Raw genomic sequence first — 15,414 nt, 5'->3', positions numbered from 1 at the left:
AATCACTGTTTTATAGTTTTAGTGTTAGTGAAGATTGATTAATAGCGAGGAAATCCGAAATCGTAAGGTTTCGGGTTTTTTTTTACCATTTAATGATTACACTTCCCCAAGTAAATCCACTACCAAAAGCCGCAAGCACAACCGTATCACCTTCTTTTATTTTTCCTTTTTCCCAAGCTTCTGTCAAAGCAATAGGAATAGAAGCTGCTGTGGTATTTCCATACTTTTGAATGTTGTTGAATACCTGGTCATCACTAAGCTTGAACTTACGTTGGATAAATTGTGCTATTCGTAAGTTAGCTTGGTGCGGAATCAACATATCAATATCAGAAACCTGTAAATTATTGTGCTGCAAGCCCTCCATGATAACTTCACTAAAACGAACCACTGCGTTTTTAAATACAAATTGACCGTTCATATATGGATAATAGCTTTCATCATTAGGATCGTTTTCAGCAAGAATATCATTCACCCAACGTTTACCCATTCCTGGAGCAATCAACACCAATTCTTCAGCATGTTCCCCTTGTGAATGTAAATGGGTTGACAAAATACCCTTTGTGGCATCCTCTTCTCTAGTCAAAACCGCTGCTCCTGCTCCATCGCCAAAAATCACGGAAACGCCTCTTCCTCTAGTTGTCTTATCTAAACCATAAGAATGTAACTCACTGCCAATAACCAAAATGTTCTTGTACATTCCAGTTTTAATAAAATTATCAGCCACAGAAATTGCATACACAAATCCTGAACACTGATTACGCACATCTAAAGCACCAACGGTTTTAATGTCTAAGGCATGTTGTACCTGAACACCTGGCCCAGGAAAGTACATATCTGGACTCAAGGTCGCAAAGATGATAAAGTCAATATCATCCTTATCAATTCCAGAACGTTCAATTGCTATTTTAGCAGCCTTTACACCCATGGTAGCAGTCGTATCATCAGAACCAGGTTTCACCCAACGACGCTCTTTGATTCCAGTGCGCTCTTGTATCCACTCATCACTGGTGTCCATTAGTTTTGTTAAATCGTCATTGGTCACAACATTATCTGGAACATAATGTCCTAAGCCTATTATTTTGGAATTGTACATCGTAATTTTAAATTATTGTAAGTTCTGCAATTTAACCATTTCAAGGCTACTTTATCACGAAACCCAATTCAATTCGTTATGCATGCATAATAGTTAAAAAATGTCAGTTTGTCACTTTCTAAGAGTTGGTACTTTTTTTGTCATAAAGTGAACATTGAATACAATTTTTAAAAACACATATATCATGACAAAAGGAAACATTAATGTATCGGTTGAAAATATTTTTCCGCTCATTAAAAAATTCTTATACAGCGATCACGAAATTTTCTTACGTGAATTAATTAGTAATGCTACAGATGCAACTTTGAAGCTAAAACATCTAACGCGATTGGGAGAAGCCAAAGTAGATTATGGAAATCCTATTATTGAAGTGAAAATAGACAAGGATGCTAAACAAATCCATATTATCGATCAAGGTGTTGGTATGACTGCTGATGAAGTTGAAAAATACATCAACCAAATTGCGTTTTCAGGTGCTGAGGAATTTTTAGACAAATATAAGGATGCAGGCAAAGACGCTGGAATCATTGGTCATTTCGGATTGGGATTCTATTCTGCATTTATGGTTGCCCATAAAGTAGAAATCATTACCAAATCGTTTAAAGATGAACCAGCAGCACATTGGACTTGTGATGGCTCACCAGAATTTACTTTGGAAAAAGCCGACAAGATAGAACGAGGTACTGAAATTATTCTCCATGTAGCTGAGGACTCTGAAGAATTCTTGGATGAAGGCAAGATTCGTGAACTGTTGATGAAATATAACAAGTTCATGCCTATTCCTATCAAATTTGGAACGAAGGAAATCAATGATCCTGAGTTTGAGCCAAAAATGATTAAAGACAAGGATGGCAAGGAAACCAAAGAGCCTCACAAAAAAATTACGGTTGATGACATCATCAATAATCCGAATCCAGCTTGGACTAAGCAACCAACAGATTTAGAAGATGAGGACTATAAAAACTTCTACAGGGAATTGTATCCAATGCAATTTGAGGAACCTTTATTCCATATTCATTTAAATGTGGACTATCCGTTCAATTTAACTGGAATCTTATATTTCCCTAAGATGACCAACGATTTGAACATTCAGAAGGATAAAATTCAATTGTATCAAAACCAGGTTTTTGTAACCGATAATGTGGAAGGTATAGTCCCTGAATTCTTAACCATGCTACGTGGTGTTATCGATTCTCCAGACATTCCGTTAAATGTCTCTCGTAGTTACTTACAAGCAGATGGAGCAGTTAAGAAAATTTCATCGTACATTACACGTAAGGTTGCCGATAAATTGAAATCGTTATTCAATAACAATCGCGAAGATTTTGAAAAGAAATGGGACGACATAAAAATTGTAATTGAATACGGAATGCTTTCCGAAGAGAAATTCTTTGAAAAAGCAGATGCCTTTGCACTGTACCCAACTGTTGATGGTAAATACTTTACCTATGAGGAGTTATACAACAAAATCAAAGCGAAACAAACTGACAAGGATGACAAATTGGTGATTCTTTACGCTTCAGATACCGATGCTCAGCATGCTTATATTGAAGCCGCAAAAGCTAAAGACTATGAGGTTTTATTATTGAATTCTCCAATTGTGAGCCATTTGATGCAAAAACTGGAATCAACTAAAGAAAATATTTCATTTGCTCGTGTAGATGCCGACCATATCGATAATTTAATCAAGAAAGACGATACGTCGGTTTCTAAACTCTCTGAAGAAGAAAAAACCAAACTTGACGAATTACTGAAAGAGGTCATTCCTTCAGAAAAATTCATGGTGCAATTGGAAGCAATGGACAGCAATGCCTCTCCATTTTTAATCACACAACCTGAGTTTATGCGTCGTATGAAGGAAATGCAGCAAACAGGAGGTGGTATGTTCGGCATGGGAAATATGCCAGAAATGTACAATTTGGTGGTCAATACAAATTCTGAATTGGTTAGTGAAATACTAAACACAAAAACCAAGAAAAAACAAGAACGCTTGATTAACCAAAGTTTAGACTTGGCGCGTTTGTCTCAAGGATTACTTAAAGGTGAAGAGCTCACCAATTTTATCAAGCGTAGCTATGATATGATCAAATAATTGAAATACTAGTTATTTCGAAACTTCTAAAAGCCACTTTGAAAATTCAAGGTGGTTTTTTATTTCAAACCTATCCATTTCATAACAAACAAAGCAGAAGAATCAACCGTATTTGATAATTCATTACCAGGTTGCAAAACTATTCTTGACAAAGATTTCGTTAAAGGTAATAGATATGAAAATCCTTCCTAAAAAGCTACTCAACTAATTTTTAAGAATTCTCGTCGAAGCTTATTGGTGATTTCATAACGAATGCTTATCTTAATTGGAAATCAACCTTTTACCTTTAGATGCGTTCTGATAACTCTGTCATAAAGAAAATCTTTAAGGACTTAACTTTCAATGAGGAAGAAATTAAGATTATCGAATCTGTTTTTTTTAAAGTCACTTACAAAAAGGGAGATATTATCATTAAGGCTAATGATACCGTAGATTACCAATATTATATTCTCGATGGTTGTTTAAGATCCTTTTACGTTGATAAACAAGGAAGAGAATATACAATACAATTTGGCATTAGTGATTGGTGGATTAGTGATTTTACGGCATTTTTTTCAGATAGCAAAGCACTTATGAATATAGAAGTGATTCAAGACGCAGTATTGTATCGAATTTCTAAAAATGACAAAGAATACCTCTATTCAAGCATCCCTAAAGTTGAATCTTTTTTTAGAGTTAAACTAGAAAGAGCCTTTGCTGCTTTCCAACGACGTATCCTATCAGGATTATCACAGCCTGCTAGCAAGCGTTATTTAAGATTTATAAAACGTTATCCAAATATTGAAAAGTCTGTAAAGAACTATCATATAGCATCTTATCTTGGTATTACCACCGAAAGCCTTAGTAGAATTAGAAAAGAATTAGCCTCTAACTAGACTAATTACCATACATCAATTTTTATATTAATCTGTTAACATATATTTGCAACGGATATGGGAAAGTGTCAATGATACACCTATATAAAAAATCCCTAATGATTAATAGCTAAAAAAGCGCGAGTCTTATGACTTGCGCTTTTTTTATAGCCAAAGATGACACATCTAACTCTTTTTTTGTATTTTCAATCAAACTTGTTTGAATACGCTTATGACTACATCGAAACAATTAGCAAATCGCTTAAGGGAATTATTCTTAAACGGAACTTGGATTGCGGGAACCAATTACAAGTTGCTATTAAGCGGTGTGGATTTCAAACAAGCGTCCTATCAAGTAGAGACATTGAATACCATTGCCAAACTTACATTCCATATTAATTATTATCTTGAAGGTATCTTACAGGTTTTTAATGGAGGACCTTTAAGTATTAAAGATCAGTATAGTTTTGATTCCCCTCAAATTGAATCTGAAAATGAATGGGTGCAAATGCGACAAAATTTATTCTCTAATGCCGAATTATTTGCCAATCATGTTGAAAAATTGACGGAAGCGCAATTAAATTCAACTTTTGTAGATGAAAAATATGGAACCTATGCTAGAAACATTGAAGGATTGATTGAACATAGCTATTATCATTTTGGTCAAATAGCGCTAATAAAAAAACTAACCAATACAATTACATAAATGAAACAAGACAAAAACCTTCCTTTGGGTATGTCATTCGGGATTGCGATTGGATCTGCCATCGGAATAGCAACAGACAATCTAGCCATTTGGATTGCTGTTGGTCTTTCATTAGGAGCTGCCATTGGATTAGCCCTAAAGAAACGTTCTGAAAAAGACAAAAAGTAAGACTCAAAAAAACTCTCGATACTGAAGTAATCTAAAATCAAAAGTATTGAACTTTGGGTTTTTTGCCTTTAATTGTCTGTACAATGGCAACCTACTAATCGATATATTTGCTGCCCCAGAAACCGACGTCAATGATACTGTGGTAATCAACCTATCTTTCTTTATATCGTTATCTCTCATTTTAAATTGATGAATTCTTGGAACTTCATTAGAAACAAGTTCTAGTTTTAGTTTATAGGATTTCAAATGTCTTCGGAAAAAATACTCAGGTCCATTTTTACTGTTTCCTCCCGTAAACAAAAGTGTATGAATGTTTGGATAGATCTTTAAATAGCCCATAATATCTCTCAAGGTGACTTCTGTCATTCCCAAATCGGAAGCATCGATTTTTTCTCGATAAGCACTATCAACAATGTCGCAAACACCTATTTTATGTTCTATCAAAAACGATTTGCGCTGTTCTACCGCTTCAGAGGAATTATCAAAACGCAATCCGAGATCATGGATTTCATCAATATATAACCACAAAGAGTTGTAGTAACTTCCATAGCAAAAGTCAACATCTTTTTCTAATAATTCTCCAACACTAAATCGAGGTGGTGGTAAAGTACCAACTATCAATTTCTCAGTTGTTTCAGTGATAAATGGTTCGTATGGATGTTTATGCAAAAACAAGAATGGACTTGATTAAAACAGTAGTTTTTTGTAAATTAATGAAAATCAAAATGAATTATGGGAAAAGGAGATAAAAAAACCAGACGCGGAAAAATACACAAAGGAACTTATGGTGCAAGACGACCAAAGATTAAAAAGCGTCCAAGAACCGAAGATAAAATCAACCCAAATAAAAAAGGATAATTATCTCGTAAAAACTAATTCCTTCTCTGATGATAAGTTTTCAGTGAAACGGTAATTTTCATAATCAAATCCCTTAATATCCTCAATAGTCTTAGCATCTGTATCAACTATGTATCGTGTCATAAGACCACGAGCTATTTTTGAGAAAATCGCGATGGTTTTATAGGTACCGTTTTTGAGCTCCTGAAATTTAATATCAATAACAGGAACTTTCAAGGCTTTTGTATCGACAGCCTTAAAGTACTCGTTACTGGCAAGATTAAGAAACAACTCACCATCTTCAAGTTCATCGTTTAAGGATTGGGTGATTTGCTTTTTCCAGAAATCGTACAGGTTTTTATTCTTCCCTACAGGGAATTTAGTTCCCATTTCCAAACGGTAAGGTTGAATCAAATCCAAAGGCTTCAAAACACCATAAAGTCCTGAAAGGATTCGAACCGTATCTTGAAGTTTGTCAAGCTTTTTGGTTTCAATGGTGTAAGCATCCAATCCTCTGTAAACATCTCCATTGAAAGCATAAACTGCTTGTCGTGCATTATCTTTGGTAAATGGAAGACTCCATTCTTGGTTGCGTTCGTAATTAAGTTGACCTAAATTATCAGAAATATGCATCAATTTCGATAAACTTTTTGCTGATTTCTTCTTCAACAATTTGTTTAAGCGTTCAGCCTCATTCAAAAAACATGCTTCAGATGTTTTCGTTGTTGGTAGTTTAGTATCGTAGTCTAATGATTTTGCTGGAGATAATACTAGCTTCATAAGTTCAATGTTTATAGCTCAAAAATACAACTTACATCACCCAAAATTCAACTTGTAGATTTTATAATTTCAATAGTATAATTAATGAAATTTATACACTTTTACATCTCTATAAAATTTTCTTGTAAAACCTTCCATGTAAAATTGAGATATAAGTCACTTCTTGCCTCAAGTGGATCTCGATCTCCAGATCTAACGATTTTCATTTTTCGATCCAAGATTTTAAGGTTTCTTGCAGTATCCCTAATTAAAGGATTGTGTTGGGTATGCTTATGATATTTATGTTCTTTATGAACGATATTGGAATAGCTATACAAATAGAATTTTGTTCCAATAGCTTTCTGCAAAAAGTAAAAAAACACATCATCTTGACCATAAGCGCCACTAAACTCCTCATCTACTCCATTAGTTCTATGAAACACTTCTTTATTCATAAAAAACACATTAAAATGGGCATCTACAGGTTTTAAACCCGCAAAGGTTCTAAACTTAAAAATTGAGTTTCGAGGTGGATGGAAATACAGCAGACTTTCCAATAGGTTTTCAGGAAAAAAAATATCTAAATCGGTTACAACAATATTTTCAGACTTGGCAAAGGTCACACCAAGGTTTCTAGCTCCTGGTTGATTCCAAGGAATATCTTCATTGATACGAACCAATGTATAATTTAGGTTGACATCCTCAGCGATTTCAATCGGAGATTTTGAAGCGTCATCAACAAAAACAAAATGGATTTTTTTTATCACTTCAGGATTGTACCTACTGTAAATATCTATGAGTTCTTGAATCGGATTGTATTCATTATCCTCGAGATAAAACTGAACAATATAGGTAAGTCTAATATCTGTATTGACATAATATTTTTGGTGATGTGAAATATATGCTGCATGCTTTACAGAGTCTGCAAATTTTTCAATCTCCCAAGCAGAAATATCAGCATTGTGAAAGCCAAATTGATGATTCCAAATCCCATTTTCAACACTGAAATCATGAGCTAACTCTAAAGGAGCAAATTTAATACCTTTACTTTCAAGATATGATCGGTAAGTTCTACAAATTCGAATATCTTCTGGATGCACAAATGTGATATGGTCGTCTTCGGAAAGTAATTGCAATAATTTTTTTGACCTAAGGCTAAATCCGCCATTTCCCATTCCCCATTTTGTAGGTGCACCAATATAATCATATTGAAGAAATTCTTGCTTCCATTGTTCAGGATTCACAATAAATCCATCATATTGGATAGTTAAGACAAAATCAGTATCGACATATGTATCTAAATGCTTTATCATAAATTCACTATACGCTTCAATGGTATCTATCTTAGGAATTTTTACAATTCGATCATCTGAAGAGTCCAAATGGGTTAAAAGTTTAACCGTTTTGAACTTGATGTATTTTTCTGAGACATCTGCTGCGAATATTAAGCGATCAATATCAATACAGTCTATTCCTAAAAGTGTGACATTTTCGAGATAATGCATGTTTAAAGACTATGTTTTAAGGCTAATATTTTAGGTAAAGGCTCAAATAATTCCAACTGTATTAAAGCGTCAAAAATCTCCATGAATTGTTTAGGCATGTGTTCTGTATCAATGGTATTCTCTTGAAGATTTTCTTCAATAAATTGATAGCTTTTACTATCATGAATATCAATAAGGTATTCGTTATCCTTACTTTTGAATATAACAGCCTTATCATCCATGGTATAATCAAAATCTGGATTTAATTGAAAAACAAAGCTTGGTTGCGTCCCAATTCGTTTTAGTAATCGCAACAATAAAAACATCATTTTTTGAGGTGAGACATTATTCAAGCATACACGATCCTCACAAGCTAAAATCACATTATAATTGCATCGTTGTCCACAATTGCCTCGTTTTCCCCAAATGAGTTCCACATGCTCTGAAAAAGCACCCCAAGATCCAGGACCTGTAGGACCGTAAATGGTTAAAATTGGGATATTGAAAGCTCCTGCTAAATGGGTCATTCCAGCATCGTTACCAATATGAAAAAATGCTCCTGAAACGGTTTCAGCAACCTCATCAATATCGCCAGTTATTAATTCATATTTCAAATTTTCAGAAGAAAAAAGCGATTCTGGATTTGGGTCGTTTGGACCAATGATAATTTTAACCTTTAACTCTGGAAACTTATCGTGAATAATTTCGATAAGCCTTGCATAGTATTCCACAGGCCAAGCTTTGAGTAAAAATCCAGCTCCTGGATGAACCGTATAATACAGCTCATCCGTTTCTATTTGCTCAAAATAAGGGTATCGTTCATTACTCTTTACAATATCTGGAAATTTAGAAATGATGCCATCCTTGTAATGTTCGATAGCATGCTGTTTTACCTTTTTGTGAGTGTGATACGTAATTTGAGGCTGCTTTTCTAAATCATTACTGAACTTTGGATAGTTACCCAATTCAATGACCTCATCATACAGAGACTCATCAACCTCATCTTCACTAACAACTTCAATACCGTCAAGATGTTTAGAAAATAGATGAACTAGCCTTGGCTGTGTGGCATAAGTAACCTTATTGAATTTTTGTTTTAACATGTATAGGGATGGAAGGGTGAAGAAAATATCTCCGATACCACCATAACTCTTGTATACTAAAATTGAGGAATTGGAATAAGAATTGCCTAAAGACATAAAACAATATTATAAAAAAATTCCTTTTTAACACTGATGATAAAAAGGAAGCTCAAAAAATGTAAAATATTTTAAAATTAAAGTAACTCGGACTTAATAACCGCCATCATAATAGCCATCGTCATAATATCCATCATCGTAGTAACCATCATCGTAATAACCGTCGTCATAATAGCCATCATCATAATAACCATCATTGAACATTCCATCATCATCACTATCATCAGATGAATTACAAGAAACCCCAATAATACTGGCAACAGAAGTTATCAATAACGTCTGACCTGTTCTCTTTATGAAATCTCTTCTTTTCATAGAATTAATAATCTTAATCGTATAAACAAATTTAGCATTTTATTTTAATTATCCTAATGCCAATTCTCTTAATCCACATGCTTAGCATAATTCCTCCATTTTTCGATGCATTGCTGCATATCTTCTGGGATTGGAGAATCAAACTGAAGTTGTTTTCCTGTTTTTGGATGAACAAATCCCAAGGTTTTGGCATGTAGTGCTTGCCTTGGTAATATTTTAAAGCAATTTTCTACAAATTGCTTGTATTTACTAAAGGTTGTTCCCTTCAAAATTTGATCACCTCCATAACGTTCATCATTGAATAATGTATGACCTATATATTTCATATGCACACGTATTTGATGGGTTCGACCAGTTTCTAGTTTACAGGATACTAAAGTCACATAACCTAAACGCTCTATAACCTTATAATGAGTGACAGCTGGCTTCCCTTTATCAATGTCATCACCTTCAAATACCGTGTTTTGCAATCTATTTTTAGGATGTCTGCCGATATGACCTTCAATGGTTCCTCGGTCTTCTTCCACGTTACCCCAAACTAAAGCCACATATTCACGTTCACTGGTTTTATCGAAAAACTGTTTGGATAAATGCGTCATGGTTTGTTCCGTCTTTGCAATAACCAATAACCCACTAGTATCCTTGTCGATGCGATGAACCAAACCTGGACGATTACTACTGTTATTAGGCAAATTATCAAAATGATAAATCAACGCATTAATAAGTGTTCCTGAGTAATTCCCATGACCAGGATGTACAACCATTCCTGCAGGCTTATTCACCACCAACAATTCATCATCTTCATATACAATGTCCAAAGGAATATCTTCAGGTGTCAACAAATACTCATAAGGTGGATGTTCCAAAAGAACCTTAATCTCATCAAAAGGCTTAACCTTATAATTAGATTTCACAGGTGTACCATTCACATAAATACTTCCATCTTTTGCAGCAGCTTGAATCTTGTTTCTGGTAGCGTTCTCAATACGATTCATCAAATATTTATCAATACGCAAAGGTGTTTGACCTTTATCGGCAATAAAAGAATGATGCTCAAATAACTCATCGTTATTATCGTCGTCTATAGGATATTCAGATGTATTCATTTAATTGGAAGATCGATTCCCGTTGCCAAGTACTAAATCAATTTTAGATGTCAAAGGCAGCATCTCTCCAGCTTTAATTGGTGATCCTTTATGACGAATGGAAAGGACTTCATCTTTTCCAATATCATCTGCATACGTAACTTCTCCAACTTCAAAACCTAAAGCCTCCAAAGTAGGTTTGGCTTGACGAAACGTTCGTCTTACGATATCTGGAACGGCTACTTTTCGATAACCTGATGGATTTAAAATTAAATAGATCTTTCTGTCTTCCTTGACTTGACTACCAGCTTCTGGATATTGCTCGATGACAGAATATTTTGGATAATCCGGGTTGAAATTGGCAGAGTCTTGAATTTCCATCACCAAATCATTATCATTAAGTTCTATTTTAGCCGTCTCTACAGTTTTTCCTTTTAAATCTGGAACAACAACAAATTCACCATGGTTAGTAGTGCTTTTGAGCCACCATAATGTTAAAAAAACAAATACAACCAAAGCTACTAAGGCTAAAGCGATTTGTTTAAGAAATTCCTTGCTTTTTAAAAACTTAATGAAACTCATTTAAAATATGATCTGTTGACAAATATATAAAAACCAAAGTGTTTACTTAAACGTTTATTTTGGTATTTTAGCTTAACTGAAAAATAGACTAGATTATTGTTATGCAATTTAATTTTAGGCTTGTGTTTTCAGTTCAAATAATTTCAATTTAAATGAAAAAAAATATTGCCATCATAATGGGTGGCTACTCAAGTGAGTTTGAAATCTCACTCAAAAGTGGCCAAGTCGTTTACGAGACCCTTGACAAAAATAAATTCAACTGTTATCGTATTCATATTTTTAAAGATAAATGGGTTTTTGTTAATGATAGTAACGAAGAATTTCCTGTAAATAAAAGTGATTTTTCAATTCTAGTGGATGGCACCAAGATTCATTTTGACTGCATATTTAACGCTGTTCATGGATCACCAGGTGAAGACGGTTATTTACAAGGCTATTTTGAATTACTCAACTTGCCTCATACGAGTTGCAACATGTACAAAGCTGCTTTAACTTTCAACAAGCGTGATTGTTTGAGCACTTTAAAACCATACGGTGTAAAAACCGCAGAGTCATACTATGTGAATCTTGGAGATGATATAGATGAAAATGCCATAGTGAAAAAAGTGGGTTTACCGTGTTTTGTAAAAGCCAATAGAGCTGGTAGTAGTTTTGGTATTACCAAAGTGTATAAAAAAGATGAGATTGCTTTAGCGTTAGAAGTCGCTTTCAAAGAAGATGACGAAGTAATAATTGAATCTTTCCTTGATGGGACTGAAGTTTCAGTTGGCGTCATTACCTATAAAGGTGAAATAACAGTCCTCCCAATTACTGAAATTGTTTCGGATAATGATTTTTTTGATTACAAAGCCAAATATTTAGGACAATCGCAAGAAATTACACCTGCGCGTTTAAGTGACTCAGATACTGAAAAAGTTAGACATTTAGCCAAGAAAGTTTACCAGGCCTTAAGGCTTAAAGGGTTTAGCAGAAGTGAATACATTTTCAAGGATGGTGAACCTCACCTAGTTGAAATCAACACCGTTCCAGGTTTAACAGCTGCAAGTATCTTACCACAACAAGCTGCTGCTGCCGGAATTAGTTTGAGTGACTTATTTGAAAATGCAATTGCAGAAGCATTACGAGATTAAAGTCGTATCTTTGATGTCATATTCTAGCTCAAGACTAATAAATTTATGAAACGAGCCATTTTTCCTGGGTCTTTCGATCCAATTACTTTAGGTCATTACGATATTATTAAACGTGGCATCAAGCTTTTTGATGAGGTGGTTGTAGCCATTGGTGTCAATGCTGATAAGAACTATATGTTTTCTTTAGAAGAACGAGTGAACTTCATAAAAGAATCTTTTAAGAAGGAACCTAAGGTTAAAGTGGTGACCTATGAAGGTTTAACCATAGAATTTTGCAAAGAAATTGATGCACAATTTATCTTGCGTGGCTTGAGAAATCCTGCTGATTTTGAATTTGAAAAAGCCATTGCACATACCAATAGAAAGCTCTCAAAAATTGAAACGGTATTTTTATTGACAGCGGCAAGAACTTCTTATATTTCATCCTCCATTGTAAGAGATGTTATTAGAAACGATGGCGACTACACTGTTTTGGTTCCAGATAGTGTAAGACTTAAATAAGGTTATTTCGCTTTGCCTTTTGAACGGCTTCCAGCTTATTATGTACCTGTAGTTTTCGGTAAATATTTTCAATATGTTTTCTTACAGTTCCTGTTGAAAGAATAAGATTTTCTGCGATTTGAATGTAATTTAACCCTTTGCTCAATTGTTCCAAAACTTCCGTTTCACGATTGGTAAGTTTGATGTCTTCTTTGTCTTTTTCATTTTCAATACTCATCGGATTCCGAAGTAACTTTAAGGTTTTAAGAGCTATTGATGGGTTCATGGCTGCACCTCCATTTAGGGTATCGATGATACCATCGTGTAATTCCTTTGCATTGATTTCCTTTAGTAAATATCCATCAGCTCCAGCCTTGATAGCATTGAAAATATTTTCATCATTATCAAATACCGTAAGCATGATAATCTTAATATGAGGATATTTCTTTTTGACCACTTCAGTGGTTTCTATACCATTGAGCACTGGCATTTCAATGTCCATTAAAATTAGGTCCAAGTTGTGATCTTCTTCAATTTTTGATAACAAATCTGAACCGTTAATTGCCGTAACCTTTATTTTAAACTCCTCAAAAAAAGACAGCTTTTCCTTAACGGCATTAATTAAAAAGGAGTTATCATCAACGATGGCTATTTTTACGGTCATGCGAATTATATTTTTTGTGGTAAAAAGTTACGAAAATCAATAAATAGGTCTATACGCTATTTGTCGTATTTTTTGAACTATTCTTCAGAAGCAATTCGATTGTAGTCCCTTGACCTTCGATAGAACTCAAGGAAAAATCACCATCAATATCATGGGCACGTTTTTTCATATTGTTGATACCATTACCAAGGTCTACTTTAGATGAATCAAAGCCTTTCCCATCGTCTTTAATCGTTATCTTCAAGTGATCTGGACTCTGACTGAAATCAACTACAATAGAAGTTGGCTCGGCATATTTAAGCGCATTGTTTACAGCTTCTTGAATGATACGATACACATTCATACCTTGAACAGAAGTGAGTTTTAAATTATTGATATCAGATGTCGTGGTATTAAATTTAAATTGAATACGATCAGATGCAGAATTTGCCTTTTCAATAAAATTTGAAATACGAGATTCCAAATCCTCAATACTGATTTCACTTTTGTTCATTGCCCAAATCGTATCCCGAAGCTCATAAATTGTTGTGGTGGTGAATTCGCTGATACTTTTTAATTTATTTGACAACTTTTCAGGTAATTGAAAACCATATTTCAAATTATCTAAAGAGGAAATAATAAAAGTGAGCTGTGCACCAATATTATCGTGCAAATCTCTTGAAATACGAAGGCGCTGGTCTTGCAACCTATTCTGGGTCTCAATTTTTAAAAGAGCTTCCTTGAGTTGGTTCTCCTTTTGTAGCTGTCTGTTTTTTATACGTTGCTGATTATAGAACAAATAACCCAACAATCCTAAAACTACGGCTAGAACAATCAAACCCAAAACTAAGGTGTTCTTTTCGTTCAATTCTAATTTCTGTTCAGCTATATCAGCACGTTGAGAAAGAATTTCCTTTTCTTTCTTTTCGGTTTGATATTCAATTTCTAGCTCAGCAATTTTTTCATTGGTTTCAATATTCAGGATGCTATCTCGAAATGCTGTCAATTCCTTAAAATAACGCAAGGCTGTCTTAGAATCGTTTTTGGCTTCATAATATTTGGCATAGTTATCAAGCGTCACTTCCATGTCGGTTGCTGCTTTGGATTTCCGTGCAAAAAAAAGGGCACTATCAATATATGATTTGGTGCCTTCTATTCGATTCAAATCAATTAAAACGCTGGCTAAATTATTATAACTGGCTGCCACACCAACTTCATCACCTATAGATTTTTCTATTTGTAATGATTTCCGAAAATAGGTCAATGCCGAATCGGCTTCATTTAAATAATAATAAACAGCACCTACATTGTTTAAGGATTCAGCCATGCCCTTTTTATCATTGAGTTTCTCCTCGATTTCCAAAGAATACTTAAAATAATCTAGAGCTTGTTGCAAATCACCATCATTAGCATATATGATAGCAATGTTATTGTATACTTCTGAAATGCCTTTTTTATTATCCAAGGCTTCAAAAATAGCTTTGGCCTTCAAATGATATTCGATGGCTTTGGTATTGACATCATTGTAACTATACACCAAACCCATACTATTGAAAGTAGTGGCCATTTCGCGTTTCATATCCTTAGCTTGGTATATGTCTAAGGCTTTAAGGTAATTGGTCAAGGCCTCGTCGTAAAGAGCCATGTTTCTATTAACGACACCAATATTATTGTACGCTGAAGCCTTTAAAAGCGAATCGTTGGTAGATAATGCAAATGTTGAGAGTTCTTTAGCTTTTTCAAAACTGCCCAAATCTCTGAAAACGATTCCCAAATTGTTTTTTGATTTAGCAATTTCGTAAGCATCTTGACGTTCTTCAGCTATTTCAAGTGCTTGTTCTAAAATGAGAATTGCTTTTTGAGGATCACTTTTATAAAGTGCCATAGCAGAATCATTAAGTTTCAAAGATTGGCTTTCTTGCGCAAAACATGTAATGATTCCAAATAACAAGAAAAATATAGGGCGTATAAAGTATTTCATCTTAAA

Annotated in this window: 17 protein-coding genes; 7 read left to right on the top strand and 10 right to left on the bottom strand. The window is 34.2% G+C overall.

Going from position 1 to position 15,414, the window contains the following annotated elements; genetic code table 11:
- Nucleotides 1–82: 82 nt before the first annotated feature.
- Nucleotides 83–1,093, bottom strand: coding sequence for a 3-oxoacyl-ACP synthase III family protein (locus AB9K26_RS01440; protein ID WP_369970753.1), 1,011 nt, complete (start codon nucleotides 1,091–1,093; stop codon nucleotides 83–85).
- A 184-nt stretch (nucleotides 1,094–1,277) separates the two neighbouring features.
- On the opposite strand from AB9K26_RS01440, the gene htpG reads away from it, so the two are divergent.
- The 4 genes from htpG to AB9K26_RS01420 all read left to right on the top strand — a co-directional run bounded on the left by htpG (nucleotide 1,278) and on the right by AB9K26_RS01420 (nucleotide 4,913).
- Nucleotides 1,278–3,185 (top strand): molecular chaperone HtpG, encoded by a 1,908-nt coding sequence (gene htpG / locus AB9K26_RS01435; RefSeq protein ID WP_369970752.1) that lies wholly within the window; start codon nucleotides 1,278–1,280, stop codon nucleotides 3,183–3,185.
- Between the two features lie 290 nt (nucleotides 3,186–3,475).
- Nucleotides 3,476–4,060, top strand: coding sequence for a Crp/Fnr family transcriptional regulator (locus AB9K26_RS01430; protein ID WP_369970751.1), 585 nt, complete (start codon nucleotides 3,476–3,478; stop codon nucleotides 4,058–4,060).
- A 211-nt stretch (nucleotides 4,061–4,271) separates the two neighbouring features.
- The gene (locus tag AB9K26_RS01425) at nucleotides 4,272–4,745 is read left to right on the top strand and encodes a DinB family protein (protein ID WP_369970750.1); all 474 of its coding nucleotides are present in this window, start codon (nucleotides 4,272–4,274) and stop codon (nucleotides 4,743–4,745) included.
- Nucleotides 4,746–4,913, top strand: coding sequence for a hypothetical protein (locus AB9K26_RS01420; protein WP_369970749.1), 168 nt, complete (start codon nucleotides 4,746–4,748; stop codon nucleotides 4,911–4,913). It abuts the gene before it with no gap.
- A 3-nt stretch (nucleotides 4,914–4,916) separates the two neighbouring features.
- On the opposite strand, the gene AB9K26_RS01415 is transcribed toward AB9K26_RS01420, so the two are convergent.
- Nucleotides 4,917–5,588: a uracil-DNA glycosylase family protein gene (locus AB9K26_RS01415; RefSeq protein ID WP_369970748.1), complete on the bottom strand. Its 672-nt coding sequence runs from the start codon at nucleotides 5,586–5,588 to the stop codon at nucleotides 4,917–4,919.
- A 57-nt stretch (nucleotides 5,589–5,645) separates the two neighbouring features.
- Here AB9K26_RS01415 and AB9K26_RS01410 point away from each other — a divergent pair, with 57 nt between their 5' ends.
- Complete coding sequence (locus tag AB9K26_RS01410) at nucleotides 5,646–5,771, top strand: 30S ribosomal protein THX (RefSeq protein WP_369970747.1); 126 nt, start codon at nucleotides 5,646–5,648, stop codon at nucleotides 5,769–5,771.
- Here AB9K26_RS01410 and yaaA read toward each other — a convergent pair whose 3' ends face one another.
- The 6 genes from yaaA to AB9K26_RS01380 form a co-directional block, all read right to left on the bottom strand.
- Nucleotides 5,772–6,530, bottom strand: coding sequence for a peroxide stress protein YaaA (gene yaaA / locus AB9K26_RS01405; protein ID WP_369970746.1), 759 nt, complete (start codon nucleotides 6,528–6,530; stop codon nucleotides 5,772–5,774).
- A 101-nt stretch (nucleotides 6,531–6,631) separates the two neighbouring features.
- Nucleotides 6,632–8,014: a DUF5672 family protein gene (locus tag AB9K26_RS01400; RefSeq protein WP_369970745.1), complete on the bottom strand. Its 1,383-nt coding sequence runs from the start codon at nucleotides 8,012–8,014 to the stop codon at nucleotides 6,632–6,634.
- A 2-nt stretch (nucleotides 8,015–8,016) separates the two neighbouring features.
- Nucleotides 8,017–9,192, bottom strand: a complete 1,176-nt coding sequence (locus AB9K26_RS01395; protein WP_369970744.1) for a glycosyltransferase family 9 protein — start codon at nucleotides 9,190–9,192, stop codon at nucleotides 8,017–8,019.
- A 93-nt stretch (nucleotides 9,193–9,285) separates the two neighbouring features.
- On the bottom strand, nucleotides 9,286–9,507 hold the full coding sequence (locus AB9K26_RS01390) for a hypothetical protein (RefSeq protein ID WP_369970743.1): 222 nt from the start codon (nucleotides 9,505–9,507) through the stop codon (nucleotides 9,286–9,288).
- Between the two features lie 68 nt (nucleotides 9,508–9,575).
- Nucleotides 9,576–10,613, bottom strand: coding sequence for an RluA family pseudouridine synthase (locus tag AB9K26_RS01385; protein ID WP_369970742.1), 1,038 nt, complete (start codon nucleotides 10,611–10,613; stop codon nucleotides 9,576–9,578).
- A complete protein-coding gene (locus AB9K26_RS01380) occupies nucleotides 10,614–11,174 on the bottom strand; it encodes a PASTA domain-containing protein (protein WP_369970741.1) in 561 nt (186 codons plus the stop codon).
- 152 nt (nucleotides 11,175–11,326) lie between these two features.
- Here AB9K26_RS01380 and AB9K26_RS01375 point away from each other — a divergent pair, with 152 nt between their 5' ends.
- Nucleotides 11,327–12,304, top strand: coding sequence for a D-alanine--D-alanine ligase (locus AB9K26_RS01375; protein ID WP_369970740.1), 978 nt, complete (start codon nucleotides 11,327–11,329; stop codon nucleotides 12,302–12,304).
- A 45-nt stretch (nucleotides 12,305–12,349) separates the two neighbouring features.
- Complete coding sequence (gene coaD / locus AB9K26_RS01370) at nucleotides 12,350–12,805, top strand: pantetheine-phosphate adenylyltransferase (protein WP_369970739.1); 456 nt, start codon at nucleotides 12,350–12,352, stop codon at nucleotides 12,803–12,805.
- Here coaD and AB9K26_RS01365 read toward each other — a convergent pair.
- Nucleotides 12,798–13,448, bottom strand: a complete 651-nt coding sequence (locus AB9K26_RS01365) for a response regulator (protein WP_369970738.1) — start codon at nucleotides 13,446–13,448, stop codon at nucleotides 12,798–12,800. The two genes, coaD and AB9K26_RS01365, sit on opposite strands and share 8 nt — an antisense overlap.
- 49 nt (nucleotides 13,449–13,497) lie before the next feature.
- Entirely contained in the window at nucleotides 13,498–15,408 is a 1,911-nt protein-coding gene (locus AB9K26_RS01360; protein ID WP_369970737.1) for a tetratricopeptide repeat protein, read from the bottom strand.
- Between the last annotated feature and the right edge of the window lie 6 nt (nucleotides 15,409–15,414).

Source organism: Psychroserpens sp. XS_ASV72, assembly GCF_041224425.1.
In the GTDB taxonomy this organism is placed as follows: Bacteria; Bacteroidota; Bacteroidia; order Flavobacteriales; family Flavobacteriaceae; genus Psychroserpens.
This window is presented reverse-complemented; position numbering and strand designations above follow the sequence as displayed.

Coding starts and splice junctions, on each gene's coding strand:
- AB9K26_RS01440 (WP_369970753.1), bottom strand. CDS start 1,093: ATGTACAATTCCAAAATAATAGGCTTAGGACATTATGTTCCAGATAAT.
- htpG (WP_369970752.1), top strand. CDS start 1,278: ATGACAAAAGGAAACATTAATGTATCGGTTGAAAATATTTTTCCGCTC.
- AB9K26_RS01430 (WP_369970751.1), top strand. CDS start 3,476: ATGCGTTCTGATAACTCTGTCATAAAGAAAATCTTTAAGGACTTAACT.
- AB9K26_RS01425 (WP_369970750.1), top strand. CDS start 4,272: ATGACTACATCGAAACAATTAGCAAATCGCTTAAGGGAATTATTCTTA.
- AB9K26_RS01420 (WP_369970749.1), top strand. CDS start 4,746: ATGAAACAAGACAAAAACCTTCCTTTGGGTATGTCATTCGGGATTGCG.
- AB9K26_RS01410 (WP_369970747.1), top strand. CDS start 5,646: ATGGGAAAAGGAGATAAAAAAACCAGACGCGGAAAAATACACAAAGGA.
- yaaA (WP_369970746.1), bottom strand. CDS start 6,530: ATGAAGCTAGTATTATCTCCAGCAAAATCATTAGACTACGATACTAAA.
- AB9K26_RS01400 (WP_369970745.1), bottom strand. CDS start 8,014: ATGCATTATCTCGAAAATGTCACACTTTTAGGAATAGACTGTATTGAT.
- AB9K26_RS01395 (WP_369970744.1), bottom strand. CDS start 9,192: ATGTCTTTAGGCAATTCTTATTCCAATTCCTCAATTTTAGTATACAAG.
- AB9K26_RS01390 (WP_369970743.1), bottom strand. CDS start 9,507: ATGAAAAGAAGAGATTTCATAAAGAGAACAGGTCAGACGTTATTGATA.
- AB9K26_RS01385 (WP_369970742.1), bottom strand. CDS start 10,613: ATGAATACATCTGAATATCCTATAGACGACGATAATAACGATGAGTTA.
- AB9K26_RS01380 (WP_369970741.1), bottom strand. CDS start 11,174: ATGAGTTTCATTAAGTTTTTAAAAAGCAAGGAATTTCTTAAACAAATC.
- AB9K26_RS01375 (WP_369970740.1), top strand. CDS start 11,327: ATGAAAAAAAATATTGCCATCATAATGGGTGGCTACTCAAGTGAGTTT.
- coaD (WP_369970739.1), top strand. CDS start 12,350: ATGAAACGAGCCATTTTTCCTGGGTCTTTCGATCCAATTACTTTAGGT.
- AB9K26_RS01365 (WP_369970738.1), bottom strand. CDS start 13,448: ATGACCGTAAAAATAGCCATCGTTGATGATAACTCCTTTTTAATTAAT.
- AB9K26_RS01360 (WP_369970737.1), bottom strand. CDS start 15,408: ATGAAATACTTTATACGCCCTATATTTTTCTTGTTATTTGGAATCATT.